At 71.5% G+C, this 24,187-nt stretch carries 22 protein-coding genes; 1 reads left to right on the forward strand and 21 read right to left on the reverse strand.

Annotation, left to right across the window (positions count from 1 at the left end; all coding sequences use genetic code 11):
* Window positions 1-51: 51 nt before the first annotated feature.
* Genes RGE_RS21165 through RGE_RS21185 form a run of 5 tightly spaced genes read right to left on the reverse strand, consistent with a single transcriptional unit; the run spans window position 52 to window position 5,606 of the window.
* A complete protein-coding gene (locus RGE_RS21165) occupies window positions 52-2,058 on the reverse strand; it encodes an acetyl/propionyl/methylcrotonyl-CoA carboxylase subunit alpha (protein ID WP_014430525.1) in 2,007 nt (668 codons plus the stop codon).
* A gap of 26 nt (window positions 2,059-2,084) precedes the next feature.
* Window positions 2,085-2,681 (reverse strand): DUF4126 domain-containing protein, encoded by a 597-nt coding sequence (locus RGE_RS21170; protein ID WP_014430526.1) that lies wholly within the window; start codon window positions 2,679-2,681, stop codon window positions 2,085-2,087.
* On the reverse strand, window positions 2,678-3,460 hold the full coding sequence (locus RGE_RS21175; protein WP_014430527.1) for an enoyl-CoA hydratase/isomerase family protein: 783 nt from the start codon (window positions 3,458-3,460) through the stop codon (window positions 2,678-2,680). Before RGE_RS21175 ends, RGE_RS21170 begins: the two co-directional genes overlap by 4 nt.
* Window positions 3,457-3,993 (reverse strand): DinB family protein, encoded by a 537-nt coding sequence (locus tag RGE_RS21180; protein WP_014430528.1) that lies wholly within the window; start codon window positions 3,991-3,993, stop codon window positions 3,457-3,459. The genes RGE_RS21175 and RGE_RS21180 overlap by 4 nt, the downstream gene beginning before the upstream one ends.
* A gap of 2 nt (window positions 3,994-3,995) precedes the next feature.
* The gene (locus tag RGE_RS21185; protein WP_014430529.1) at window positions 3,996-5,606 is read right to left on the reverse strand and encodes a carboxyl transferase domain-containing protein; all 1,611 of its coding nucleotides are present in this window, start codon (window positions 5,604-5,606) and stop codon (window positions 3,996-3,998) included.
* A gap of 163 nt (window positions 5,607-5,769) precedes the next feature.
* Here RGE_RS21185 and RGE_RS21190 point away from each other — a divergent pair, with 163 nt between their 5' ends.
* Window positions 5,770-6,390, forward strand: coding sequence for a membrane protein (locus RGE_RS21190; protein ID WP_014430530.1), 621 nt, complete (start codon window positions 5,770-5,772; stop codon window positions 6,388-6,390).
* Here the strand turns inward: RGE_RS21190 and RGE_RS21195 are convergent, their stop codons facing one another.
* The 16 genes from RGE_RS21195 to RGE_RS21270 all read right to left on the reverse strand — a co-directional run bounded on the left by RGE_RS21195 (window position 6,391) and on the right by RGE_RS21270 (window position 24,105).
* Window positions 6,391-7,845 carry a TrkH family potassium uptake protein gene (locus RGE_RS21195; RefSeq protein ID WP_014430531.1) on the reverse strand — a complete coding sequence of 485 codons (1,455 nt, stop codon included), beginning with the start codon at window positions 7,843-7,845 and terminating at the stop codon, window positions 6,391-6,393.
* An 8-nt stretch (window positions 7,846-7,853) separates the two neighbouring features.
* The gene (trkA, locus tag RGE_RS21200) at window positions 7,854-9,275 is read right to left on the reverse strand and encodes a Trk system potassium transporter TrkA (protein ID WP_014430532.1); all 1,422 of its coding nucleotides are present in this window, start codon (window positions 9,273-9,275) and stop codon (window positions 7,854-7,856) included.
* Window positions 9,272-10,711, reverse strand: a complete 1,440-nt coding sequence (locus RGE_RS21205) for a GTPase domain-containing protein (RefSeq protein WP_014430533.1) — start codon at window positions 10,709-10,711, stop codon at window positions 9,272-9,274. The genes trkA and RGE_RS21205 overlap by 4 nt, the downstream gene beginning before the upstream one ends.
* A complete protein-coding gene (locus RGE_RS21210; RefSeq protein ID WP_014430534.1) occupies window positions 10,708-12,063 on the reverse strand; it encodes a DUF2868 domain-containing protein in 1,356 nt (451 codons plus the stop codon). Before RGE_RS21210 ends, RGE_RS21205 begins: the two co-directional genes overlap by 4 nt.
* Window positions 12,064-12,100: 37 nt before the next feature.
* The gene (locus RGE_RS21215) at window positions 12,101-12,586 is read right to left on the reverse strand and encodes a MaoC family dehydratase (RefSeq protein ID WP_014430535.1); all 486 of its coding nucleotides are present in this window, start codon (window positions 12,584-12,586) and stop codon (window positions 12,101-12,103) included.
* 145 nt (window positions 12,587-12,731) lie between these two features.
* Complete coding sequence (locus RGE_RS21220) at window positions 12,732-13,910, reverse strand: acetyl-CoA C-acyltransferase (RefSeq protein ID WP_014430536.1); 1,179 nt, start codon at window positions 13,908-13,910, stop codon at window positions 12,732-12,734.
* Complete coding sequence (gene aceK, locus RGE_RS21225) at window positions 13,903-15,690, reverse strand: bifunctional isocitrate dehydrogenase kinase/phosphatase (protein ID WP_014430537.1); 1,788 nt, start codon at window positions 15,688-15,690, stop codon at window positions 13,903-13,905. Before aceK ends, RGE_RS21220 begins: the two co-directional genes overlap by 8 nt.
* Window positions 15,690-16,352 (reverse strand): carbonate dehydratase, encoded by a 663-nt coding sequence (gene can / locus RGE_RS21230; protein ID WP_014430538.1) that lies wholly within the window; start codon window positions 16,350-16,352, stop codon window positions 15,690-15,692. The genes aceK and can overlap by 1 nt, the downstream gene beginning before the upstream one ends.
* Before the next feature lie 57 nt (window positions 16,353-16,409).
* The gene (locus RGE_RS21235) at window positions 16,410-17,588 is read right to left on the reverse strand and encodes an isovaleryl-CoA dehydrogenase (protein WP_014430539.1); all 1,179 of its coding nucleotides are present in this window, start codon (window positions 17,586-17,588) and stop codon (window positions 16,410-16,412) included.
* A gap of 87 nt (window positions 17,589-17,675) precedes the next feature.
* Complete coding sequence (locus RGE_RS21240) at window positions 17,676-18,101, reverse strand: MerR family transcriptional regulator (RefSeq protein ID WP_014430540.1); 426 nt, start codon at window positions 18,099-18,101, stop codon at window positions 17,676-17,678.
* Window positions 18,102-18,445: 344 nt separating this feature from the next.
* On the reverse strand, window positions 18,446-19,288 hold the full coding sequence (locus tag RGE_RS21245) for a M48 family metallopeptidase (protein ID WP_014430541.1): 843 nt from the start codon (window positions 19,286-19,288) through the stop codon (window positions 18,446-18,448).
* Window positions 19,289-19,310: 22 nt separating this feature from the next.
* The gene (locus tag RGE_RS21250; RefSeq protein ID WP_014430542.1) at window positions 19,311-20,003 is read right to left on the reverse strand and encodes a GntR family transcriptional regulator; all 693 of its coding nucleotides are present in this window, start codon (window positions 20,001-20,003) and stop codon (window positions 19,311-19,313) included.
* The gene (locus tag RGE_RS21255; RefSeq protein ID WP_014430543.1) at window positions 20,000-20,881 is read right to left on the reverse strand and encodes an ABC transporter permease; all 882 of its coding nucleotides are present in this window, start codon (window positions 20,879-20,881) and stop codon (window positions 20,000-20,002) included. Before RGE_RS21255 ends, RGE_RS21250 begins: the two co-directional genes overlap by 4 nt.
* Window positions 20,882-21,757, reverse strand: a complete 876-nt coding sequence (locus tag RGE_RS21260) for an ABC transporter permease (RefSeq protein WP_014430544.1) — start codon at window positions 21,755-21,757, stop codon at window positions 20,882-20,884.
* Between the two features lie 28 nt (window positions 21,758-21,785).
* Window positions 21,786-23,054: an ABC transporter substrate-binding protein gene (locus tag RGE_RS21265; RefSeq protein WP_014430545.1), complete on the reverse strand. Its 1,269-nt coding sequence runs from the start codon at window positions 23,052-23,054 to the stop codon at window positions 21,786-21,788.
* Window positions 23,055-23,082: 28 nt separating this feature from the next.
* The gene (locus RGE_RS21270) at window positions 23,083-24,105 is read right to left on the reverse strand and encodes an ABC transporter ATP-binding protein (protein ID WP_014430546.1); all 1,023 of its coding nucleotides are present in this window, start codon (window positions 24,103-24,105) and stop codon (window positions 23,083-23,085) included.
* Window positions 24,106-24,187 lie beyond the last annotated feature (82 nt).

Consider the following 24,187-nt stretch of genomic DNA (forward strand, 5'->3'; position numbering starts at 1 on the left):
CACTATAGCGAGCGAGGCATCACCTGGCCGGCCGCCGGGTCCGGACGGCGCTCATTCGTCCCCCGACAGACGCAGCAGCTCGCTGCCTTCGGCGACGGTGTCGCCGGCGCGCACCAGCAGCGCCTCGACGACGCCGTCGCGCGGCGCGGTGATCGTGTGCTCCATCTTCATCGCCTCCAGCACCGCCAGCGCCTGGCCGCGGCGCACCGCCTGGCCGGCCTCGACGGCGATCGCGACGATCTTGCCGGGCATCGGCGCGCTCAGCCGGCCGGTTTCGCCGGCGTGGTCGCCGGCATGCGCGATGGGGTCGTGCAGCGTGACGAGCAGCTGGCCGTCCGGTGCGAAGACCGCGCGCCGCTCGCCGTCGCGGTGCACGGCCAGCAGCCGGCGTTGGTCGCCCAGGCGCACTTCGTGGCGGCCGTCGCCCAGCGCCCGCGCCAGCAATGGCCAGCGCTGCTCGCCCAGCTCCAGCACCGCTTCGCCGTCATGGCGGCGCTGTACCGTCGCGACGACACGTTCACCGCCGATCTCGAGCTCGAAGCGCCGGCGCGCGCCGCCGCGCAACCGCCAGCCGTCGCGCCGCGACCAGGGGTCGGCGTCGACCGTCGTGGCCTCGGCGGCACAGGCATCGGCGACGACGGCGGCGGCGGCCCACTCGGGCGCCAGGCCCGGCGCGTCGAACAGCGCCGCGTGCTCGCGTTCGATCAGCGCGGTGTCCAGGTCGGCCTGGACGAAGGAGCGGCTGGCGACGACGCGGCGCAGGAAGGCGACGTTGTTCGCCGGGCCGACGAGGCGCGTCGCGGCCAGCGCCGCGTCCAGCCGGGCCAGCGCCTGGGCGCGGTCTTCGCCCCAGACGATCAGCTTGGCGATCATCGAGTCGTACCAGGGCGTGATCTCGTCGCCTTCGCCGAAACCGCCGTCCAGGCGCGGCAGGTGTTCGTCGCGGCGGAACTCGACGTGTTCGGGCCAGCGTGCGACCACCAGCCGCCCGGTCGCCGGCAGGAAGCCGGCCTCGGGGTTCTCGGCGCAGATGCGGGCCTCGATCGCGTGGCCGCGCTGCACGATGTCGGCCTGGCGCGCCGGCAGCGGCTCGCCGGCGGCCACACGCAGCTGCCACTCGACGAGGTCCAGCCCGGTCACGGCCTCGGTCACCGGGTGCTCGACCTGCAGCCGGGTGTTCATCTCCATGAAATAGAAACGCAGGTCGCCGTCGTCCAGCTCCTCGGCGATGAACTCGACGGTGCCGGCGCCGACGTAGCCGACGGCCTGCGCCGCGGCCACCGCGGCGGCGCCCATCTCGGCGCGGCGTGCGGCCGTCAGCCCGGGCGCCGGCGACTCCTCCAGCACCTTCTGGTGGCGGCGCTGCACCGAGCAGTCGCGTTCGCCGAGGTGGATGCAGTGCCCCTGCGTGTCGGCGAAGACCTGGATCTCGATGTGGCGGGGTTTGAGCACGTAGCGCTCGACGAGCACGTGGGCGTCGCCGAAGCTGGCCTGGGCCTCGCGCTGGCAGGACGCCAGCGCGGCGGCGAAGTCCTCGGCGCGGTCGACACGGCGCATGCCCTTGCCGCCGCCGCCGGCGCTGGCCTTGATCAGCACCGGGTAGCCGATGCGCCCGGCTTCGTCGGCCAGGCGCGCCGGGTCGTTGTCCTCGCCGTGGTAGCCCGGCACCAGCGGCACGCCGGCCTGGGCCATCAGCGCCTTGGCCGCGGCCTTGCTGCCCATCGCGCGGATCGCCGCCGGCGGCGGGCCGATGAAGACCAGCCCGGCGTCGGCGCAGGCCTGGGCGAAGTCCTCGTTCTCGCTCAGGAAACCGTAGCCCGGGTGCACGGCCTCGGCGCCGGTGGCGCGCGCGGCGTCGAGCATGCGCTGCCAGCGCAGATAGCTGTCGCGCGGCGCGGCGCCGCCCAGCGCCACGGCCTCGTCGCAGGCCATCACGTGGCGCGCGCCGGCGTCGGCGTCCGAGTAGACGGCGACGGTGCGCACGCCCAGGCGGCGCGCGGTGGCGGCGACGCGGCAGGCGATCTCGCCGCGGTTGGCGATCAGGATCTTGCGGAACATCGGCTCTCTCTCGGCTGCGAGCGGGTTCAGGACGGGCGCGGCCGCCAGCGCGCCAGCAGCCCCTTGAGGAAGCGCCAGAGCACGACGACGACGACGATGCACACGACGGTGGCCAGCGCGACGGCGACGATCGCCGCCACCGGGTGCTCCCATGCCAGCCACAGCAGCGCCGGCACCATCGCGTCGCCGGCCAGCGACAGCGCGACGTTGCTGAAGGGCTCGGGCGAGGTGTTGGCCGCGGCGCGCAGGCTGGCCTTGGCGGCGTGCGCGCTGGCCGCCAGCCCGCCGCCCAGCAGCGCCGCGAGCAGCGTCCAGGTCGCCGAGTCGGCGCCGAGCGCGGCGGCGGCCAGCGCCGCGCCGGCGGGGATGCGCAGCAGCGTCTGCACGCCGTCCCAGACGGTGTCGACGGCGGGGATCTTGTCGGCCAGGAACTCGACCGCGCTCATCAGGCCGCTGGCGCCCAGCACCAGCGGCTGCTGCAGGATCTGCAGGCCCGACGGCAGTTCGACCCAGCCGAGGAAACCGACGGCGCCGGTGATGAACAGCACCGCGTACAGGCGCAGCCCGCTGGCCCAGCCGAGTGCGGCGGCCAGCGCGACGAGCTGCGTCGTGTCCAGGTTCATCGCCAGGCCGGATCGCGTTTGCCGAGGAAGGCCGAGACGCCTTCGCGGCCTTCCGAGCCGGCACGCGCGTCGGCGATGCGGCGTGCGGTGTCGGCGCGCAGCGCGGCGTCGATCTCGCGGCCGGCGAGGTCCTGCACCAGGCGTTTGCAGGCGCGCACCGCCTGCGGGCCGTTGGCGGTGATCGCCGCGACGAGTTCGGCGACCTTGGCGTCCAGCGCCTCGGGCGCGACGCATTCGTGCACGAAGCCCAGCCCCTTCGCTTCTGCGGCGCTGAAACGCTCCGCGGTGACGAAAAAGCGGCGCGAGGCCTGCTCGCCGAGCGCACGCACGACGTAGGGGCCGATCGTCGCCGGCAGCAGCCCGAGCCGGGCTTCGCTGAGGCAGAACTGCATGCCGTCGGCGGCGACGAGGATGTCGCAGACCGCCGCCAGCCCGACGCCGCCGGCGTAGCAGTCGCCGTGCAGCCGGCCGACCACCGGCACCGGGCAGCGCCAGACGGTCCACAGCATCTCGGCCAGGCGCGCGGCGTCGGCCTGGTTCTCGTCCCAGGAGTAGCCGGCCATCGCGCGCATCCAGCCCAGGTCGGCACCGGCGCAGAAGGCCTTGCCGCGGCCGCCGAGCACGACGACACGCAGCGCCTCGTCGGCGGCGAAAGCGGCGAAGGCCGCCGTCAGCTCGGCGACGACGCCGTCGTTGAAGGCGTTGCGCACCTCCGGCCGGTTCAGCCAGACCTCGGCGACCTGCGGCGAGGGACGGCGGATCTCCAGCGTCGGGTTCATCGCACAGCCTCGGCCTGCAGCAGGTAGACCAGATCCAGCTCGGGCGCCGGGCGGCCGAGAGTGGTCAGCGCGGCGCTGATCTGGCCGCGGTGGTGCGTGGCGTGGTTGAAGACGTGGGCCAGCGTCGCGGCGAACGGCAGCGACACCGTGCCACCGGCCAGGCGCAGGTAGTCCAGCCGGCCGCCGAAGCGCGCCGCCGGCCAGCCGGCGATCAGCGGCAGCCAGGCTTCGGCGCCGTCGAGCAGGCGCTGGCGCAGCCGGGCGCGGTCGCTCTCCAGCTCTTCGTCCAGGCGCATCGGCGGCGTCGTGCCGTCGTTGAAGCGCGCCGACCACAGACGGTGCTCGGCGACCAGCAGGTGGTTCAGCGTGCCGTGAATGCTGCGGAAATAGAGACCGAGGTCGCGGCGGTAGTCGGCCTCGGGCACGGCGTCGACGGCGTCGAGCAGGCGGCGCGTCGCCCAGAGGTTGTAGCGCGCCAGCATGGCGAGGTGCTCGCGCAGCGCCTCGGCGCCGGAGTCGGAGGTCGTGGTCATGCTCACATGCGGAAGACGCCGAAACGTGGCGTCTCGGGAATCGGTGCGTTGAGACTGGCCGACAGCGCCAGCGCGAGCACACGCCGCGTGTCGGCCGGGTCGATGACGCCGTCGTCCCAGAGTCGGGCGCTGGCGTAGTACGGGTGCGCCTGGCGCGCGAACTGGTCGAGGATCGGCTGCTTGAACGCGGCTTCCTCTTCGGCCGACCAGGCGCCGCCCTTGGCTTCGATGGCATCGCGGCGCACGGTGGCCAGCACGCTGGCGGCCTGCTCGCCGCCCATCACGCCGATGCGTGCGTTCGGCCACATCCACAGCAGGCGCGGGCCGTAGGCGCGGCCGCACATGCCGTAGTTGCCGGCGCCGAAGCTGCCGCCGATGATCACCGTGAACTTGGGCACCGTCGCCGTCGCCACCGCGGTGACCATCTTCGCGCCGTGTTTGGCGATGCCCTCGGCCTCGGCCTTGCGGCCGACCATGAAGCCGGTGATGTTCTGCAGGAAGACGAGCGGCACGCGGCGCTGGCAGCACAGCTCGATGAAGTGCGCGCCCTTCATCGCGCTCTCGGAGAACAGCACGCCGTTGTTGGCGACGATGCCCACCGGCAGGCCCTCGATGTGCGCGAAGCCAGTGACCAGCGTCGTGCCGTAGCGCGCCTTGAACTCGTCGAACTCCGAACCGTCGACCAGGCGCGCGATGACCTCGTGCACGTCGAAGGGCTTGCGAGCGTCGGTCGGGATGACGCCGTGAAGTTCGGCCGGGTCGAACAGCGGCGGCCGCGGCGGCACGAGGCGCAGCGGCTCGGGCTTCTTCCAGTTGAGGTTGGCGACCACCGCGCGCGCGATCGCCAGCGCGTGCAGGTCGTTCTCGGCCAGATGGTCGGCCACGCCCGACAGCCGGGTGTGCACGTCGCCGCCGCCCAGGTCCTCGGCGCTGACGAGCTCGCCGGTGGCGGCCTTCACCAGCGGCGGGCCGCCGAGGAAGATCGTGCCCTGGTGGCGCACGATGATCGTCTCGTCGCTCATCGCCGGCACGTAGGCGCCGCCGGCGGTGCACGAGCCCATGACGACGGCGATCTGCGGGATGCCCAGCGCCGACATCTGCGCCTGGTTGTAGAAGATGCGGCCGAAGTGGTCGCGGTCGGGGAAGACCTCGTCCTGGTTCGGCAGGTTGGCGCCGCCCGAGTCGACGAGGTAGACGCAGGGCAGGCGGTTCTCCTGCGCGATCTCCTGAGCGCGCAGGTGTTTCTTCACCGTGACGGGATAGTAGGTGCCGCCCTTCACGGTGGCGTCGTTGCAGACCACCATGCACTCGACGCCGCTGACACGGCCGATACCGGCGATCAGCCCGCCGCCGGGCGCGGCGCCGTCGTACATCCCGAGGCCGGCGAGCGCGCCGATCTCCAGGAACGGCGTGTCGGGGTCGAGCAGCATCTCGACGCGCTCGCGCGGCAGCAGCTTGCCGCGCGCCGCGTGTTTTGCGCGCGCGGCCTCGCCGCCGCCTTCGGCGATGCGCGCAAGCTGGGCGTTCAGGTCGCCGACGAGCTGGCGCATGGCCAGCGCGCTGGCCTGGAACTCCTCCGAGCGCGGGTTGAGCTGCGAGGTCAGGACCGGCACGGTGTCTCCTGCGGCCGTCTGCGCGGCCAATTGACGTTTACGTTAACGTCAATTCTGGCAGCGCGCCCGCGCCGCCGCCTCAGGGACGGCCCGGGGGAAACCGTCCCCCCACGCCGATCGTCGGATACACGCGCCGCACCGATCCCGGGCTTAGCATGGCGGCATGTTGTGGTTGGAAGCGCTGCTCGCCGCCGTGGCGATCGCCGCGGCGCTAGCGATGCGGCCCTGGCGTGGCGTCGGGCCGGAGGGCCCGCCCTGGCCCTGGCTGGCCTGGGCCGCAGCGCTGCCGGTGATGTGGGGCGCCGACCGTTTTGCAGACAGCGCCGTCGCGCAGCCGCTGTCGGGCGCCTGCCTGCTGATGCTGATGATGGGCTGGCCGCTGGCGGTGCTGGCGATGGTCCCGGTCGCGCTGGTGACCATGGTCGCCGGAGGGTTGACGCCTGGCGCCGGCCTCGAACGTTTCGTCTGGCTGGGCCTGATGCCGGCGACGATGGCCGTCGTCTTCGGCGCCGCGGTGCGGCGCTGGCTGCCCAAGCATCTGTTCGTCTACATCCTCGGCCGCGGCTTCTTCGTCACCGCGGTCGCCGGCGCGCTGGCCGGCGGCCTGGCCGCGGTGCTGCACCCGCCGCCCGGCGGCCTGGGCGACGACGACCTCGCGCTCGCGCGCTGGCTCGCCGCCTGGGGCGACGCCTGGCTGGCCGGCATCCTGGTCGCGATCTTCGTCGCCTTCCGCCCGCACTGGCTGGCGACCTACACCGACCGGCTGTATCTACCCCGGACCTGATCAGTCGCGCCAGAAGGCGGGCATGAAGAGGACGAGGACGGTGAGCAGCTCCAGCCGCCCGACCAGCATCGCGAACGCGCAGATCCAGGTCTGCACGTCGCTCAGGCTGCCGTAGTTGACCGCCGGGCCGACCTCGCCGAGGCCGGGGCCGATGTTGTTGACGCAGGCGATGACGGCGGTGAAGGCCGTCACCGGCTCCAGCCCGGTGGCCAGCAGCGCCATCGTCAGGCCGACCAGCACCGCGCCGTAGGTCATCATGTAGCCGATCACGTTCTGCATCGTGCGGTCGCCGATGGCGCGGCCGTTGAGCACCACCGGGTTGACGACGTTCGGGTGCACGATGCGCACGAACTCGTGGCGCGCCTGCTTGAGCAGCAGGATCAGCCGGACCATCTTGATGCCGCCACCGGTCGAGCCGGCGCAGGTGGCGAAACAGCCCAGCAGGATCATCCACAGCGACGCGAACAGCGGCCACTGCGCGTAGTCGTAGGTCGCGTAGCCGGCGGTCGTGGCCACCGAGACGACGTGGAACAGCGAGTGGCGCAGCGCCAGCGTCAGGCTGGCATAGGCGCCGCTGGCCCACAGGTACAGCGCGATCAGCAACGCGCTGCCGAGCACCACGAGGTAGAAGGCGCGTGCCTCGGCGTTGCGCCACAGCGGCGCCGGCGAGCGCTCGCGCCAGACGACGTAGTACATCGTCAGGTTGACGCCCGACAGCATCATGAAGACGACGGACACCGCCTCGATGGCCGGCGAGTTCCAGTGGCCGAAGCTGGCGTCGTAGGACGAGAAGCCGCCCAGGCTGACCGTCGAGCCCATGTGCACGAAGGCGTCGAACCAGCTCATGCCGGCGGCGCGGTAGGCCAGCGCGCAGGCCAGCGACAGCAGCACGTAGACGCCCCAGATCGCGCGCGCCGTGTCGGCGATGCGCGGCGTCAGTTTGCTGTCCTTCATCGGCCCGGTGACCTCGGCGCGGAACAGCTGCGAGCCGCCGATGCCCAGCATCGGCAGGATGGCCACCGCCAGCACGATGATGCCCAGGCCGCCGACCCAGGTCATCAGGCAGCGCCAGACGTGCACCGCGCCGGGCATCGTGTCCAGGCCCGAGAACACCGTCGCGCCGGAGGCGGTGAGCGCCGACACGGCTTCGAAGTAGGCGTCGGTGACCGAGCTGCCGGGCAGCATCAGCAGCAGCGGCAAGGCGCCGAAAGCCGGCAGCACGGTCCAGGTCAGGCCGACGAGCAGGAAGCCGTCTCGCGGCTGCAGCTCGCGGCGGAAGCGCCGCGTCAGCAGGCTGGCCGCGACGCCGATCGCGAAGCTGGTGGCCGCGGCCTTGACCAGCGCGTCGACCACCGGCTCGGCGGCGTAGACGGCCCAGGCCAGCGGCACCAGCATCAGCAGCGAGAACATCGCCACCATGCGGCCGATCATCGCGACGACGGCGAGAGCGTCCATCGTCGAGTTCAGAAGAAGAAGGTGGCCGAGACCTGGAACAGGCGTTCGACCTCGCGCAGCAGGCGCTTGGTCGGCACGAAGACGATGACGTGGTCGCCGGTCTGCACGACGGTGTCGTGGTGCGCGATCAGCACCTCGGCACGCGCGGGCTGGCGCCGGCCCTCGGCGTCCTGCAGGCCGCGCACGATGGCGCCGACCTGGGCGCCGGCCGGCAGCGCGATCTCGTCGATGCGCCGGCCGGCCATGCGGCAGGTCTTGCGGTCGCCGCGCACCACGCCTTCCAGCGCCTCGGCGGCGCCGTGGCGCAGGCTGTGCACGGCCTCGACGTCGCCGCGGCGCACGTAGGCCAGCAGCTCGCCGATGACGGTCTGCGCCGGCGAGATCGCGATGTCGATCTGCCCGCCCTGCACCAGGTCGGCATAGGCCTGGCGGTTGATCAGCGAGAACACGCGCCGCGCGCCCAGCCGCTTGGCCAGCAGGCAGGCCATGATGTTGTCCTCGTCGTCGTCGGTGAGCGCCAGGAACAGGTCCATGTCGCGCACGCCCTCGCCTTCGAGCAGCTCCTCGTCGGTGATGTCGCCGTTGAGCACCAGCACCGGTGCCGGCAGCTCGGTGGCCAGGTACTCGCAGCGCTGGCGGTCGCGTTCGACGAGCTTGATGCGCTGGCGATCGCGCAGCTCGCGCGCCAGCCGCAGGCCGACCTTGCCGCCGCCGCCGATCATCAGCCGCCGCACCGGCTCGATGCGCGGCGCCAGCGCATGCAGCACCTGGCGGATGTCGACGGTGGCGGCGAGCACGAAGACCTCGTCGCCGGGTTCGATGCACGTGTCGCCGTCCAGCGCCTCGACGACCTTGTCGCCGCGGTAGATGGCGACGACGCGCATCGCCGCGGCCGGCGCCACCGCCGGGATCTCGGCCAGGCGGCGGCCGACCAGCGGCGCGACGGCGCCGGCACGCACCGCGATCAGGCTCACCAGCCCGTCGGCGAACTCCAGCACCTGCAGCGCCTCGGGGTACTCGATCAGCTTGCGGATGTAGGCGGTGACGCTCTGCTCGGGGCAGATCACCTGGTTGACGGCGAAACCGCCTTCGGTGGCCAGCAGCGGGCTGCCGTCGACGAACTCGGGGCTGCGCAGCCGGGCGATCGTCGTCGGCACGCGAAAGGCGTCGTGCGCGACCTTGCAGGCGACGAGGTTGGTCTCGTCCAGCGGCGCGCAGGAGATCAGCATGTCGGCGTCCTCGATGCCGGCTTCGCGCAGCACGCTGGGCTGGATGCCGTTGCCGACGACGCCGCGCAGGTCCATGCGGTCCTGCAGCTCGCGCAGGCGCACCGGGTCGGTGTCGATGATCGTGATGTCGTTGCGCTCCGAAAGCAGGCTCGCCGCGACGCTCTGCCCGACGCGCCCGGCGCCGAGGACGAGGATCTTCATGGCGCGGGATTATCGACAGCCGCCCAGGCGCCGGGATAGAGGCGTTCCAGCACCGCACGCAGCGCCGCCGCCAGCGGCGCACGCAGGCCGGCGGCCAGCGCCTCGGCCTCGCCGGCGTTGTCGTGGCGCGTGCTGCGCGCGGCCCACAGCGCGTCGAGCGCCGGCGCCTGCGCGGCCAGCGCCTCGGCGACGACGGCGCGCCAGTGCGGCGGCGCCTCGCCCTGGGCCCATTCGCCGCGGCCACGGCCGAAGTGGGCGACGGCCAGGTAGCGCAGCAGAGCCGCCTCGGCCAGCGGCGCCATCGCCTCGGCGCTCCAGCCGGCGAAACCGCGGTCGGTGCCGCGCACGACGTTGAGCCCGCGTGCGATGCCGGCGGCGCCCAGCGCGCCGAGCAGCCCGCCGGCGAGCATGCCGCCGCCCATCGTCAGGCCGCCGGTGGCGAGGTCGGCCTTGAGCCCGGCCAGCGCGCCGCTCAGCACGCCGCCGACCAGCGCCGCGCGGCCTTCGCCGACCCGCGCGTGCAGTTCCACCTGGGCGGCGACACGGTCGAGGATCTCGCGTTCGGCACGCCCGTCCAGCCCGTGCAACGCCAGCAGCCGGCCGGTGCTGGCGCGCACCTCGGTGTCCAGCATGTCGGCCAGCGCCCGGCGCGCGGCGTCGGCATCCTGGCGGCGCGACAGCCAGCCGCCATCGGCCAGCGGCGCGCGTGCGCTGGCGATGCGCGCCAGGCTGGCGGCGAGCTCGCCGACCGCGGCGTCGAAGCTCGCACGCCGCGTCGCCGCCCAGGCCGCGGCCAGGCGCGAGGCCGCAGCGCGCGCCTCGCCGTCGAGCGCCGCGGCGATGGCGCCCAGCAGCACGCCCTCCTGCACCCAGCAGCGCGCGAAAGCGTCCATCGGCAGCACCGCATGCACCGGCGCCTGCCCGGCCAGGCGGCTGCGCCAGCGCTCGACCTCGGCGGCTTCCAGCTCGGGCGCACGCGGCGCGCCGAGCTGGTTGAGCAGCACGACCACCGGCTTGCCGATCCAGGCCAGCAACGCCATCTCCGGGCCGACGTAACCGGCGGCCTCGGGCGACTCGGCGGCGTTGACGAGGTAGAGCACGACGTCGCTGGTCTCGCGCACATGACGCAGCGCCTGCTGCGTGGCCCAGAACGGGCGGTCGCGCCAGCGGTCCCAGACCTCGCTGAGGAACCAGCCGATCGCGCTGCCGTCCTGCTGCAGCCGGCGCACCAGGCGCACGGTGTCGCCGAAACCGGGCGTGTCCCAGAGTTCGAGCACGTCGCCTGCGGGGCTCTGCAGCAGCGGGTGCATCTCGGCGAACTCGGTGACGTGCGGCGCGTCGCGCACCTCGCCGATGTCGCGGCCGAGCAGCGTGCGCGCCAGCGTCGTCTTGCCGACGTTGGTGTGCGAGACCAGCGACAGGCGCAGGCTCGTCATCGCCCCAGCGCGCGTTTGAACGCCGCCTCGGCGGCCGCGGGCTCGGCGGCCTCGAGCTCGGCGCAGACCAGCGCCAGCCCCTGGGCATCGGCCAGCGCCTGCCAGGCGGCGCGGCGCTGGGCCAGGCGCTCCGGGTAGGCGCCGAAGCGGCGCCGGAAGGCCGACTCGTCGGCCAGCAGCACCAGCGGCAGATCGCGCCCCAGCGCGGCGGCGAAACGCCCCTGGGCCTCGGCCTCGGGCGTCGCGCCGAGGTCGAAGACGGCGATGCGCAGCGTGTCGCCGGGCTCGGGGCGCAGCGCCCGCGCCGCGTCCTCGTCGCCGAAGGCGGTCAGCGGGCCAATGCGCAGCCGCACCTCGTCGCCGAACACCGAGGCCAGCAGCGCGCGCAGGCCCAGCGCCGCCTGGGCGCTGAGACCGGCCGCGTAGGGCAGCACCTGGGCCTGGGCGCGCGTGCCGAGCTGCTGCAGCCGCAGGCGCTCGAAGTAGGGCTCGGCCAGGGGCAGCGGGAAGCGCCGCGCCAGCGAGGCGGAGCGCGCCGCGGCGACGGCGGCGAGCAGCAGCCGCGGCACGACGACGGCCAGCGCCAGCGTCGCGGCGTAGAGGTGGATCCAGGCCGCCGCCGGTGCACTGGCCGCGGCGCCGGCCTGCAGCCGCAGCGGCGCGGCGTCGGGCACGGCGATGCCGGTGAGCCAGGAGGCCGGCGCCAGCAGCGCCTGCAGCAGCGGCTGCACCGCACCGGGTTCGAGGAAGGTGCTCTGCCAGCCGGCGCGGTAGTCCAGCACCAGGCCGCGCAGGTACAGGCCGGCGACCAGGCCCAGCGCCAGCATCGCGGCCGCGGCGTGCAGCAGCGTGGTCGCACGCGCCAGCGACAGCGGCATCGCGCGCCGCGTCCACAGCGCGCCGACGCCGGCGCCGTCACCCGCCCAGCGCCGCGCCAGCAGCGCGCGCAGCCCGGCCAGCGGGCGCGGCACCAGCAGGCCGACGTAGACCACGAGATTCCAGGCGACGACCGCCCAGACCGGCGGCGCCAGCAGGTCGATGCGCTGCATCGAGCCGACGTGGTCGACCGCGGCGCCGAACACGAACGCGGCGAGCAGCAGACCGAAGGCGAAGAGGCCGCGGCGCGGGCCGCCTTCCAGCCAGCGGCGCGACGCGGCGTCGCGCGGCAGCAGGCGTTCGAGCGCGTGGCGCGTGCGGTCGACGAGGAAACGTTCGAACGGGGCGTCGGCCGCGGCCGTCTGCTGCGCCAGCCGGGTGGCCCAGGCGCGGTCTTCGGCGGTCCACAGCGGCGAGTCCCCGGCCGTCTCGATGGCCTGGACCAGGACGACGCGGCGTGCCTCTTCTTCGGTCATTGCGCCGCACTGTAGCGCGGCAGGGCGGGCGAAAACCTCAGGCGCCGGCGGGACGCACACGCAGCGTCGCGCGGCCAATCACGCAGGGCTTGCCGGCGACGCTGGCGCGGCCGTCGGCGTGCGCGATGACACCGCCGCGGCGCGAGGGTTCGAGCTGGGTGACACGCCAGACCAGGTGCAGGTCCTGCTCGGCGAACACCGGCGCCTTGAAGGCGAAGTTGGCGTTGAGCAGCAGCAACTCGCGTTCGAGCCCGTCGTCGGAACGCGAGAAACGCGAGGCCAGCAGTCCGAGCAGGCGCGAGACGGTCTGCTGGCCGCTGGCGATCGGCTCGCCGAAATGGGCGCGCTCGGCCGCGTCGCGGTCGCGGTGCAGCGGGTTGGCGTCGCCCGACAGGCGTGCAAACTCGGCGATCTCGTCGCGCGTGTAGCGCAGGCGCTCGTGCGCCTCTTCGCCGACCTCGATCAGCGGGCTCGTCTCGGCGTCGGCATCGGCGGGTGCGGGCAGCGTGGCGAGGCGGTTCATCGACCCGGGGGCTCCGAAAAACGCCCCGGGCGGGATGCCCGGGGACTGTTATTCAGTCTGCCCGCAAAGCCGGCCGGCGCCCAAGCCCGGTTTCGTAACACGGCATCACCAACCGCATCACGCAACGGGCCTCGGAAGCGAAGACTTACAGAACTTCGACCGCCATCGCCGTCGCCTCGCCGCCGCCGATGCACAGCGCGGCGACGCCGCGGCGCAGGCCGCGCTGGCGCAGCGCGCCCAGCAGCGTGACGACGATGCGCGCGCCCGAGGCGCCGATCGGGTGGCCCAGCGCGCAGGCGCCGCCGTGCACGTTGACGATCTCGTGCGCCAGCTCGTACTCGTGCATCGCGGCCATCGTCACCGCGGCGAAGGCTTCGTTGACTTCCCAGAGGTCGACGTCGGCGGCCTTCCAGCCGGCCTTGGCCAGCACCTTGCCGATCGCGCCGACCGGCGCGGTGGTGAACCAGTCCGGCGCCTGGGCATGCACGGCCTGCGAGACGATGCGCGCCAGCGGCGTGATGCCGTGGCGGGCCGCGGTCGACTCGCGCATCAGCACCAGCGCGGCGGCGCCGTCGGAGATGCTGGAGGCGCTGGCGGCGGTGATCGTGCCGTCCTTCTTGAACGCCGGCTTCAGGCCCGGGATCTTGTCCGGCCGCGCCTTGAACGGCTGCTCGTCGCGGCGCACGACGGTGTCGCCGCCCTTGCCGGCCAGCGTCACCGGCGCGATCTCCCAGTCGAAGCTGCCGTCCTCGTTGGCCTGCTTGGAGCGCGCCGTCGAGGCGATGGCGAACGCGTCCTGGGCCTCGCGGCTGAAGCCGTACTTGGCGACGCACTGCTCGGCGAACACGCCCATCGCCTTGCCGCGTTCGTAGGCGTCTTCGAGGCCGTCGAGCGCCATGTGGTCGTACATCGGCGCGGCACCGTACTTGACGCCCTTGCGCGCGAACACGAGGTGCGGCGCGTTGGTCATGCTTTCCATGCCGCCGGCGACCAGCACGTCGGCGCTGCCGGCGGCGAGCATGTCGTGCGCGAACATCATCGTGCGCATGCCCGAGCCGCACATCTTGCTGAGCGTGACGGCGCCGGCCGAATCGGGCAGCCCGGCGCGGCGCAGCGCCTGGCGCGCCGGCGCCTGACCCTGGCCGGCCATCAGGCAGTTGCCGAGCAGCACCTCGTCGACGGCGTCGCCGGGCACGCCGGCGCGCTCGACCGCGGCCTTCACCGCGACGGCGCCCAGCTCCCAGGCCTGCAGCGAGGCGAAGTCGCCGAGCAGGCCGCCGATCGGCGTGCGCGCCGCCGAGGCGATGACGATGGATTCAGGCATCTCGTGTCTCCTTGTGTTGTCGTGGCTCGTCGCGCCGGCCGAGCGAAAAACGTTTGGCCGGCTCGTAGGGGAAGACGTCGTGCACGTGGCCGGCGGCGATGCGCTCCTTGTGCGTCTGCCAGAACGCCGCGTCGAGCAGGTCGGCGTGGTGCGCCATGAAGACCTCGCGCACCGCCGGGTTGCCCAGCAGGAAGGGGCCGAAGGTCTCGGGGAACACGTCCTTCGGGCCGACCGAGTACCAGATCTCGCCCGACATCTCGTCCTCCTCGTTGCGCGGCGGCGGCACGCGGCGGAAGTTGCAGTCGGTGACGTACTCGATCTCGTCGTAGTCGTAGAAGACGACCTTGCCGTGGCGCGTGACGCCGAAGTTCTTCCACAGCATGTCGCCGGGGAAGATGTTGGCGGCCACCAGGTCCTTGATCGCGTTGCCGTACTCGACGACGGCGTGCGCCACCTGGTCCGGCGGCGCCTCCTGCAGGAAGATGTTCAGCGGGATCATCCGCCGCTCGATGTAGAGGTGGCGGATGATCAGCATGTCGCCGTCCTCCTCGAGCAGGCTGCCGCAGAAGCGGCGCAGCTCGGCGACCAGCTCGTCCTCGAAGCGGTGGCGCGGGAAGGCCACGCTGCTGTACTCCAGCGTGTCGGCCATACGCCCGACGCGGTCGTGCTGCTTGACCAGCAGGTACTTGGACTTGATCTGCTCGCGCGTCGTCTCCTTCTGCGGCGGGTAGTAGTCCTTGATGACCTTGAAGACGTACGGGAAGGACGGCAGGTCGAAGACCAGCATCACCATGCCCTTGATGCCCGGGGCGATGCGGAACTTGTCGCTGCTGTAGCGCAGGTGGGCCAGGAAGTCCCGGTAGAACATGTTCTTGCCCTGCTTCTGCAGCCCCAGCGCGCTGTAGAGCTCGGAGCGCGCCTTGTGCGGCATCATCGAGCGCAGGAACTGCACGTAGGCCGACGGCACCTCCATGTCGACCATGAAGTAGGCGCGCGCGAAGCTGAACAGCATCAGCAGGTCGTCCTCGCCGAACAGCGCCGCGTCGATGACCAGGCCGCTCTCGCCGTGCAGGATGGGCAGCGCGAACGGCGTCTCGTTGAAGCCGTTGATGATCTTGCCGACCAGGTAGGCGCCCTTGTTCCGGTAGAACAGGCTGGACAGCACCTGGATCTGGAAGTTGGCGCGCGGGCGAAAGCCCCCCAGCTCCGACAGCATCGCCTGCAGCACGCTCTCGACGTCGCGGTCCAGGTCCTCGAACGGCGGCTCGAGCTGGAAGTTGTGCACGATGCGGTGCCAGGTCTCGTTGAGAGTCGTGTGCGTCGGGTAGTAGGCGCGGTAGGTCGGACGCGTGCCGGGCTCGTCGCTCTCCAGGTACTCGGTGCTGATCGCCGGGCGGACGAAGATGAAGTCGTTGTTGAAGTAGCTGCGGTGCAGCAGCTTGGCCGTCACCGAGTTGAAGAAGGTCTCGGCCAGCTCGGGCTGGCGGTGGTCGGTCAGCAGGCCGATGTAGTGCAGCTTGACCTGCTGCCAGGTGTTCATCGACAGCTCGGCGACGTGGAACTCGCCGCGCAGCCGCTGCACCGCCTCGGCCACGCGCAGGTCGTAGAACTCGATGCGCTCGCGCTGCGCCTGCTGCTGGCCGTGCCAGTCGGCGCGCTCGAAACGCTGCTTGGCGGCGGCGCTCGTCTCGCGGAACAGGCGGTAGTGGCGGTTGAAGCCGTCCAGCATCGCGCGTGCGATCTCGTACGCGCGGCCGTCCCCGAGATGGCGCGGGAACATCAGCCGTCCTTGAAGCGGCGGTGCAGCGCCGCCAGCGCCGCCTCGTAGGCCGGCTCGACGCCGTCCGGGCCCGAGGCGGTGATCGACAGGTCTTCCAAGAGGCCGTTGTGCAGGCCATAGACCCAGCCGTGCACGACGACTTCCTGGCCGCGCTTCCAGGCGTCCTCGACGACGGTCGTGCGGCAGACGTTGCGCGCCTGCTCCAGCACGTTCAGCTCGCACAGCGCGTCGACGCGCCGGTCGTTGCTCAGCCCGTCGAGAAAGCCGCGGTGACGGTCACGCACGTCCTGCACGTGGCGCAGCCAGTTGTCGACCAGGCCGACACGCAGGTTGCCGAGCGCGGCCATCACGCCGCCGCAGCGCGAATGGCCGACGACCATGATGTGGCGCACGCGCAGCTGGTCGACCGCGTACTGCAGCACCGACAGGCAGTTCAGGTCGGTCGGGATGACGACGTTGGCGACGTTGCGGTGCACGAACAGGTCGCCCGGCAGCAGGCCCACCAGCTCGTTGGCCGGCACGCGGCTGTCGGCGCAGCCGATCCACAGGTACTGCGGCGTCTGCTGGTGCAGCAGCTTGGTGAAGAAACCGGGCTGGCGGCCTTCGATCTCGTCCGCCCAGGCTCGGTTGTTGGCGAACAGATCGGACAGCGTCTGGGTCATGGCAGCGTGCGTCTATGGGATGCGAAGAAGTTTACGCAGCCATCCTGACGCGATCGTTCACATCGTCTCCGCGAACAGCTCGCGGCCGATCAGCATGCGGCGGATCTCGGAGGTGCCGGCGCCGATCTCGTAGAGCTTGGCGTCGCGCCACAGCCGGCCCAGCGGGTAGTCGTTGATGTAGCCGTTGCCGCCGAAGATCTGGATGCCCTCGCCGGCCATCCAGGTCGCCTTCTCGGCGCACCACAGGATGACGCTGGCGCAGTCCTTGCGCACCCGGCGCACGTGGCCCGTGCCCAGCGCGTCGAGGTTCTTGCCGATCGTGTAGCAGAACGAGCGCCCGGCCTGCAGCACGGTGTACATGTCGGCCAGCTTGGCCTGGATGAGCTGGAACTCGCCGATGCTCTGGCCGAACTGCTTGCGCTCGTGCACGTAGGGCACGACCTCGTCCATCACCGCCTGCATGATGCCGATCGGCCCGGCGGCGAGCACCGCGCGCTCGTAGTCCAGCCCGCTCATCAGCACCTTGGCGCCGCCGTTGAGCTCGCCGAGCACGTTCTCGGCCGGCACCTCGACGTCCTGGAAGACGAGTTCGCCGGTGTGGCTGCCGCGCATGCCCAGCTTGTCGAGCTTCTGCGCCACCGAGAAGCCCTTCATGCCCTTCTCGACGATGAAGGCGGTGACGCCGCGGCCGCCGAGCTCGGGCTCGGTCTTGGCGTAGACGACCAGCGTGTCGGCGTCGGGGCCGTTGGTGATCCACATCTTGCTGCCGTTGAGCACGTAGACGCCGCCACGCTCGACGGCGCGCAGCTTCATCGACAGCACGTCGCTGCCGGCGCCGGGCTCGCTCATCGCCAGAGCACCGACGTGCTCGCCGCTGATCAGCCTGGGCAGGTAACGCTGCCGCTGGGCTTCGCTGCCGTTGCGGCGGATCTGGTTGACGCAGAGGTTGCTGTGCGCGCCGTAGCTCAGCCCCACCGAGGCGCTGGCGCGCGAGATCTCCTCCATCGCGACCATGTGCGCGAGGTAGCCGAGGCCGGCGCCGCCGTACTCTTCGGGCGCGGTGATGCCGAGCACGCCCAGCTCGCCGAGCTTGCGCCACAGGTCCATCGGGAAGCGGTCGCTGCGGTCGATCTCGGCGGCGCGCGGGGCGATCTCGGCGACGGCGAAGGCGCGCACCGCGTCGCGCAGCGCCTCGATGTCGTCGCCGAGCATGAAGTCCAGGCCGGGCAGGCTCATGCTTGTCTCCAGGGTTGGCAGCCGGTCGATGCCGGCCGCTCGTTGACGTTTACGTAAACGTCAATCTACCCGGCCCCGCCGCCGGGCTCAACGAGGGCTGACCCGACGTCGTGGTGCCGGCGCCGCGGCCGCCAGCAGCGTGCGGCAGCGTTCCTCGTGCTGCGCGATCTCGGCCAGCGTGACCTCCAGGTCCTCGCGCTGCTGCTCGAGCTGTCGCCGGTGCGCGGACAGCGTGCCGAGGAAGGCCTGCAGCTGCTGCGCCGTGTCCGACGGCGAGTCGTACATGTCGACGAGCTGCTTGATCTCCTGCAGCGAGAAGCCCAGACGCTTGCCGCGCAGCGTGAGCTTGAGCCGCGTGCGGTCGCGCGCGGCGTAGACGCGCTGGCGGCCCTGGCGCTCGGGCGTCAGCAGGCCGACGTCCTCGTAGAAGCGGATCGCGCGCGGCGTGATGTCGAACTCGTGCGCGAGCTCGGTGATGGTGTAGGTGCGGCTGCCGGCGCGCGTCGTATCCATGGGCGAGTGACGTTGACGTCAACGTAAAGCGGAACGCCCGACTGTAAGCCGCGGCCGGCGAACAAACCCTGGGGCCGGCCCGGAGGCGGCCAGCAAACACGAGGAGAACGGGAGGAGACGGCGGACGGGGTGTGCCCCGGGGTATCGAGCGGGCAGCGGATCCTTGCAGATCCGCCGCCACTCGCCGGTTTCATGGAACCGATCCCTGCGCCGACGGTGATGACAGCGTTGTTCCAGAGTGTGACGCAAGACTTCCTGGGCGCCCATACACCAAGTGACGGATTCCGCCCCCAAACCTTTGTGGGTTGCAAGGTTCTGGCCTGACAAACGTCAAGCCCGCAGACTCAGTCGAAGACCGGCAGCACCTCGTGGCGCAGCGCGCCGCGCGCCTGCTCGTAGTCGGGCATCACCGAGCGCACGACGCCCCAGAAGGCCGCGCTGTGGTTCATCTCGCGCAGATGGGCGAGCTCGTGCGTGACGACGTAGTCGATCACCGGCAGCGCGAAGTGCACCAGGCGCCAGTTCAGCCGGATCGAGCCGTTGGCGCTGGCGCTGCCCCAGCGTGTGGCCGCCGAACTCAGCGTCAGCCGGCCGACCTTGACGCCCAGCTGCGGCGCGAAGCCGGCGATGCGTTCCTCGAAGACACGCCGGGCCTGGCGCTGCAGCCAGCTCTGCACCGCGTCGCGCCACTGCTCGCGCGTCGCGCCCTGCGGCAGGCCCAGGCGCAGCGTGCCGCTCTCGGCGTCGAGCACGGCGCCGGTGGCCGTCGGGTCCAGGCGCAGCACCAGCTCGCGGCCGAGGAAGGGAATCGTCGCGCCGTCGCGCCAGTCCACGCGGGCCGCGGCCAGACGCCGGCCACGTTCGCGCTGCTCGTGCAGCTTGCGCAGGATCCAGCCGGCCTTGGCGCGCAGCGCAGCGTCGATGTCGGCCGCGCCCACCCAGCGCGGCGCGCTGACGCTCAGGCCTTCGGCGCCGACGACGAAGCCGATGCTGCGCCGGCGCGCGCGCCGCAGCTCGTAGCCGACGAGGTGTTCGCCGAGGCGGATCTCGCGCTGGGCACGCGGATGAAGGAAACCACCCGGCGACGGCGCTGCCGCACGCGCGGCAGGAGGCGGCGCGGGGGGCGCGGGCGGCGCGTCGAACAACGAGAGCTGGCTCGTGGACGCGGCGTCGGGCACGGACGGCATACCCGATTCTAGGAAAGCCGCGTCAGGTCTCGCGATAGGGCGCGAACAGGTCGCGCAGCGGCGTCGGTGCGACCGCCTCGCCGACGCTGAGCGAACGTTCGATCTCCGAGAGGTGGCGGCGCATCTCGCCGGCGGCGCCGTTGCCGACGCCGGCCAGCGCCGTCAGCAGCCCGGTGTGGGTGTGCGCGGCACAGCTGCGGTCGGTGCCGCCCTGGTACAGCGCGATCAGCAGCGAAGTCGTCGGCAGCAGTTCGTCGAGCAGGCGCACGAAGACCGGGTTGCCGGCGAAACGCGCCAGCGCGCGGTGGAACTCGCCCGACAGCCGGATCGCCGCCGGTGCGTCGCCGCGCGCCTCGGCCTCGGCCTCCTGGCGCACCAGCGCGTCGAGTTCGGCACGCTGCTCGGCGCTGAGCTTGCCGGCCAGCCGCCGCGCGAGCTCGCACTCGACGACGCGCCGTGCGTCGAAGACCTGGGCCGCCTGCTCGCGCGTGGGCTGCGGCACGCGCGCGCCGCGGTTGTGCTCCAACTCGACGACCTGGTCCTGGCCCAGCCGGTGCAGCGCCTGGCGCACGACGGTGCGCGAGACGCCGAAACCTTCGGCCAGCTCCACTTCGCGCAGCCTGGTGCCCGGCGCCAGCCGGTGCTCGACGATCGCGGCGTGGATCGTGTCGTAGACGCGCTGCGTCGCGGTGGCGGGAGCGGTGGCGGTCTTCATGCGCCGCCTCCGCGCCGGCGCCAGGCCCAGACGACGGCCAGCGTCGTGCCGACGACGACGAAGGAGACCACCGTCGTCACCGTGCCCAGCGCGTAGATGACCGGCGTCGTGACCGTCGTCGTCAGGCCCTGCAGCTCCAGCGGCAAGGTGTTGAGGTCGCCCATCGCCTGCGAGGAGCGCGCGATCTCGTCCCAGGACAAAGTGAAGCCGAACATGCCGATGCCGACCAGGCTGGGGCCGATCAGCGGCAGCACCACGTGCTGCAGGCTCTGGCGCGGCGTCGCGCCGAGGTCGCGCGCTGCTTCCTCGTAGGCCGGGTTGAAGCGGTTGAAGACGGCGAACATGATCAGCAGGCCGAAGGGCAGCGTCCAGGTCAGCTGCGCGCCCAGCCCCGAGCTGAACAGCCCCAGCGTGCTGACGAAACCTTCGGCCAGCGACGGCGCGTGCGCCTCCAGCCAGCCGTGCAGCGCGCCGTCGAGCAGCCGGAACATCAGCCCGATGCCCAGCGAGACGACGATGGACGGCATGATCAGGCTGGCGACGACGACGTAGAACAGCGCCGTGCCGCCTGGCAGGCGCTTGCGGTAGGCCAGGCCCGCGGCCAGCGACAGCGCCACCGTCAGCACCATGACCACCGCGCCCAGCGCCAGCGAGCGCCGGAACGCGGCACCGATGTCCACCGTGCCGATGCCTTCCCAGAGCTGGCGGAACCAGTGCAGCGAGACGCCGCGCAGCGGGAAGGTGAGCCCGCCTTCGGGGCCCTGGAAGCTGAGCACGAAGATCGCGAACATCGGGCCGTAGAGGAACAGCACGAAGGCGCAGAAGAACAGCGCGAGGAACCAGAAGCTCGCGGGGCGCGGTCGGCGTTCGGCGGCCATCTAGAGCTCCTTGCGCAGGTCGACGAGGCGCATCAGCGCGACGATCATCATCAGCACCACCGCCAGCAGCACGACGGCATTGGCCGCCGCGGCCGGGAACTGCAGGTAGCTGGCCTGCACCTGGATCGTCTTGCCGACCGAGGCGATCTGCTGGCCGCCCATCACGCCGACGGTGACGAAGTCGCCCATCACCAGCGCGACAACGAAGATCGAGCCGATCAGGATGCCGGTGCGGCTGAGCGGCAGCACGACGTGGCGCACGGTCTGCCAGGGGCTGGCGCCGCCGTCGCGTGCGGCCTCGATCAGCGAGCGGTCGATGCGCATCATCGAGTTGAAGATCGGCACGATCATGAACATCGTGTACAGGTGCACGAAGGCCAGCACGACCGAGAAGTCGGAGTACAGCAGCCACTCGACCGGCTGCTTCACCAGGCCCAGGCCGAGCAGCGCGTCGTTGACCAGGCCGTTGCGGCCCAGCAGCGGGATCCACGAGATCATGCGGATCACGTTGCTGGTCCAGAACGGCACGGTGCAGACGATGAAGAGCACCGTCTGCACCAGCGTCGAGCGCACGTGGAAGGCGAGGAAATAGGCGACCGTGAAGCCGACGACGCCGGTGATGGCCCAGGTCAGCAGCGCGAACTTCAGCGTCGAGCCATAGGTGCTCAGCGTGACGCACAGGTCGTCCGCGCCGCCGCCGCAGCCGGAGAACAGGTCCAGGTAGGCCTGCGGCGTGAACGCCGGGATCAGCTCGTAGTCGGTCGCCTGCCAGAAGCTGACGGTGACGATCAGCACCAGCGGGATGAGAAAGAAGATGGCGAACACCGCCGCCAGCGGCGCGGCTTGAAGCCAGGCGACGAGGCGTCGGTTCATCATCGGATCGAAGCGAAGGCAGCCGTGGCGCTCACGCGGCCACGAACTCGTTCCACTTCTGCACCATGTACTGGTTCTCGTCCATGATCGAGTTCCAGCACGCGATGCCACCCATGCGCGCTTCGTAGCTGCCGCCGTCGCGCACGCTGCCGGCCTTGGCCAGCAGGTCGCCGGTGGGGCTCTTGATGTCCTTGGCGGCGGGCTTGCCTTCCATCCAGTAGGCCCACTCGTAGGCTTCCATCTTGGCCTTGGCGGTCTCCAGCACTGCGCTGTAGTAGCCCTGGCGGTTGAGGTAGGCGCCGGCCCAGCCGTCGAGGAACCAGTTGATGAACTCGTAGGCCGCATCGGCCTTGCGGCCCGTCAGCGTGCGCGGGATGCCGAAGCCGGCGGCCCAGGCGCGGTAGCCTTCCTTCAGCGGCTGGAACACGCAGGGGATGCCCTTGGTGCGCACCGCGGTCACCGCCGGCGACCACATCGACTGGATCACGACCTCGCCCGAGGCCATCAGGTTGACGCTCTCGTTGAAGTCCTTCCACAGCGCGCGGAACTGGCCGGCACGCTTGGCCTCGATCAGCGTCTTGATCGTGAGGTCGATCTCCTTCTTGGTCATGTTCCCCTTGTCGGGGTACTTGTAGAGGCCCATCGCCTCGACGACCATCGCCGCGTCCATGATCCCGATCGACGGGATGTTGAGGATCGCCGCCTTGCCCTTGAACTCGGGGTTCAGCAGTTCCTTCCAGCTCTCGATCGGGCGCTTGATCAGGTCGGGGCGGATGCCCAGCGTGTCGGCGTTGTAGACCGTCGGGATCAGCGTCATGTACTGGGTCGGCGCGGCGGAGAAGGTCTTCGCGTCGGGCTTGTCCAGGTACATCACCTTCTTCGGCGCCGTGCCCTGGTCGCCGACCTTCTTGCCGCCGACCTCGCCCTTGGTGAAGAGCGTGGTGATCTTGTCGGCGTTCTTGATGCGCTTGGTGTCGATGCCCAGCAGGTTGCCGGTCGGCAGGATCTTCTTCAGGCTGAAGTACTCGGTGTCGATCAGGTCGAACGAGTTCGGCGCCGTCACCGCGCGCTTGGTGACGTCGTCGGTGGTCACCGCGATGTACTGGATCTTGATGCCGGTGTCGGCCTCGAACTTCTCGGCGATGCGGCGGTCCTGGTTGACCGCGGTGCCGAGGTAGCGCAGCGTGATCTTCTCCTGCGCGTGCACGTAGGGGAAACCGGCCAGGCCGACGCCGGCGGCGCCGGCCATCTTCAGGATCTGGCGGCGCGAGGTGCCGGCCGCACGTTGTTGATCGCTCATCGAGGGTGCTCCTGGGGGTGAGGTGTTGTCAGGCTTCGAGCGGGTGCGCTTCGGCTTCGGGCCAGCGCATGGCCAGTCGCTGCCCGGGCTCGAACGGGCGCGCGTGGAAATCGGCATCGGACAGCGCCGCGGTCCAGGTGTGGACCGGCGCCTCGTCGTCGGCGGCATCTGCGGCGTCGGCGATGTCGCCCAGGGCCTGCACGTGCACCTGCACCTGCGCGCCCTGGTACTCGATCGCCCGCACCGTGACGGGCAGGCCCTCGCCGTCGGCCGTCAGGCGCATGCGGTCGCTGCGCACAGCCACCTTGCCGGCCGGCGTCTCGATGACGTTGTGCGCACCGATGAAGCGGGCGACGAACTCGGTGCGCGGGCGCTCGAAGACCTCGCGTGCGCTGCCGGCCTGCTCGATACGGCCGTGGTTCATCACGACGACCAGGTCGGCCAGCGCCATCGCCTCTTCCTGCGAGTGCGTGACGTGCACGAAGCTCATGCCCAGTTCCTGGTGCCAGCGCTTGAGTTCGGCGCGCATCTTCAGGCGCAGGAAGGGGTCCAGCGCCGACAGCGGCTCGTCGAGCAGCAGCACACGCGGGCGCATCATCAGCGCGCGCGCCAGCGCCACACGCTGCTGCTGGCCGCCCGACAGCGCCGCCGGCAGGCGTGCCGCGTAAGGCGTCATCGCCACCAGCTCCAGCAGCTCGCGCGCCCTCGCCTCGCGTTCGGCTCGCGCGACGCCCTTCATGCGGGCGCTGAAGGCGACGTTGTCCAGTACCGTCAGATGCGGGAACAGCGCGTAGCTCTGGAACATCATCGCCGTGCCGCGTTCGGCCGGCGACAGGTGCGTCACCTCGCGCCCGGCGACGATGACGTGGCCCGAGGTCGGCGTCTCGTGGCCGGCGATCATGCGCAGCGTCGAGGTCTTGCCGCAGCCCGAGGGCCCGAGCAGGCAGCAGTAGCTGCCGCCGGCGATCTTCAGCTCGATGCCGGCCACGGCGACCGCGTCGCCGTAGTGCTTGGCGAGCGCTGCGAGTTCCAGGTCGGTGCGGGTGCTCATCGACGCCGGCTGAACGCAACGAGCGTGCCACAACCGGCGCCGCGGGCCCGCCCCTTGCAGAAGGTGTTTTGTCGACAGCCGG

The sequence above is a fragment of the Rubrivivax gelatinosus IL144 genome (assembly GCF_000284255.1).
Classification (GTDB): domain Bacteria; phylum Pseudomonadota; class Gammaproteobacteria; order Burkholderiales; family Burkholderiaceae_C; genus Rubrivivax; species Rubrivivax gelatinosus_A.

What these genes read in the sequence shown, in the direction of transcription:
- RGE_RS21235 (WP_014430539.1), bottom strand. Translation starts at nt 17,588, where the DNA reads ATGAGCCTGCCCGGCCTGGACTTCATGCTCGGCGACGACATCGAGGCG.
- RGE_RS21175 (WP_014430527.1), bottom strand. Translation starts at nt 3,460, where the DNA reads ATGAACCCGACGCTGGAGATCCGCCGTCCCTCGCCGCAGGTCGCCGAG.
- RGE_RS21210 (WP_014430534.1), bottom strand. Translation starts at nt 12,063, where the DNA reads ATGACCGAAGAAGAGGCACGCCGCGTCGTCCTGGTCCAGGCCATCGAG.
- RGE_RS21170 (WP_014430526.1), bottom strand. Translation starts at nt 2,681, where the DNA reads ATGAACCTGGACACGACGCAGCTCGTCGCGCTGGCCGCCGCACTCGGC.
- RGE_RS21240 (WP_014430540.1), bottom strand. Translation starts at nt 18,101, where the DNA reads ATGGATACGACGCGCGCCGGCAGCCGCACCTACACCATCACCGAGCTC.
- aceK (WP_014430537.1), bottom strand. Translation starts at nt 15,690, where the DNA reads ATGTTCCCGCGCCATCTCGGGGACGGCCGCGCGTACGAGATCGCACGC.
- can (WP_014430538.1), bottom strand. Translation starts at nt 16,352, where the DNA reads ATGACCCAGACGCTGTCCGATCTGTTCGCCAACAACCGAGCCTGGGCG.
- RGE_RS21180 (WP_014430528.1), bottom strand. Translation starts at nt 3,993, where the DNA reads ATGACCACGACCTCCGACTCCGGCGCCGAGGCGCTGCGCGAGCACCTC.
- RGE_RS21195 (WP_014430531.1), bottom strand. Translation starts at nt 7,845, where the DNA reads ATGGACGCTCTCGCCGTCGTCGCGATGATCGGCCGCATGGTGGCGATG.
- RGE_RS21260 (WP_014430544.1), bottom strand. Translation starts at nt 21,757, where the DNA reads ATGATGAACCGACGCCTCGTCGCCTGGCTTCAAGCCGCGCCGCTGGCG.
- RGE_RS21220 (WP_014430536.1), bottom strand. Translation starts at nt 13,910, where the DNA reads ATGCCTGAATCCATCGTCATCGCCTCGGCGGCGCGCACGCCGATCGGC.
- RGE_RS21165 (WP_014430525.1), bottom strand. Translation starts at nt 2,058, where the DNA reads ATGTTCCGCAAGATCCTGATCGCCAACCGCGGCGAGATCGCCTGCCGC.
- trkA (WP_014430532.1), bottom strand. Translation starts at nt 9,275, where the DNA reads ATGAAGATCCTCGTCCTCGGCGCCGGGCGCGTCGGGCAGAGCGTCGCG.
- RGE_RS21250 (WP_014430542.1), bottom strand. Translation starts at nt 20,003, where the DNA reads ATGAAGACCGCCACCGCTCCCGCCACCGCGACGCAGCGCGTCTACGAC.
- RGE_RS21245 (WP_014430541.1), bottom strand. Translation starts at nt 19,288, where the DNA reads ATGCCGTCCGTGCCCGACGCCGCGTCCACGAGCCAGCTCTCGTTGTTC.
- RGE_RS21255 (WP_014430543.1), bottom strand. Translation starts at nt 20,881, where the DNA reads ATGGCCGCCGAACGCCGACCGCGCCCCGCGAGCTTCTGGTTCCTCGCG.
- RGE_RS21190 (WP_014430530.1), top strand. Translation starts at nt 5,770, where the DNA reads ATGTTGTGGTTGGAAGCGCTGCTCGCCGCCGTGGCGATCGCCGCGGCG.
- RGE_RS21270 (WP_014430546.1), bottom strand. Translation starts at nt 24,105, where the DNA reads ATGAGCACCCGCACCGACCTGGAACTCGCAGCGCTCGCCAAGCACTAC.
- RGE_RS21215 (WP_014430535.1), bottom strand. Translation starts at nt 12,586, where the DNA reads ATGAACCGCCTCGCCACGCTGCCCGCACCCGCCGATGCCGACGCCGAG.
- RGE_RS21205 (WP_014430533.1), bottom strand. Translation starts at nt 10,711, where the DNA reads ATGACGAGCCTGCGCCTGTCGCTGGTCTCGCACACCAACGTCGGCAAG.
- RGE_RS21265 (WP_014430545.1), bottom strand. Translation starts at nt 23,054, where the DNA reads ATGAGCGATCAACAACGTGCGGCCGGCACCTCGCGCCGCCAGATCCTG.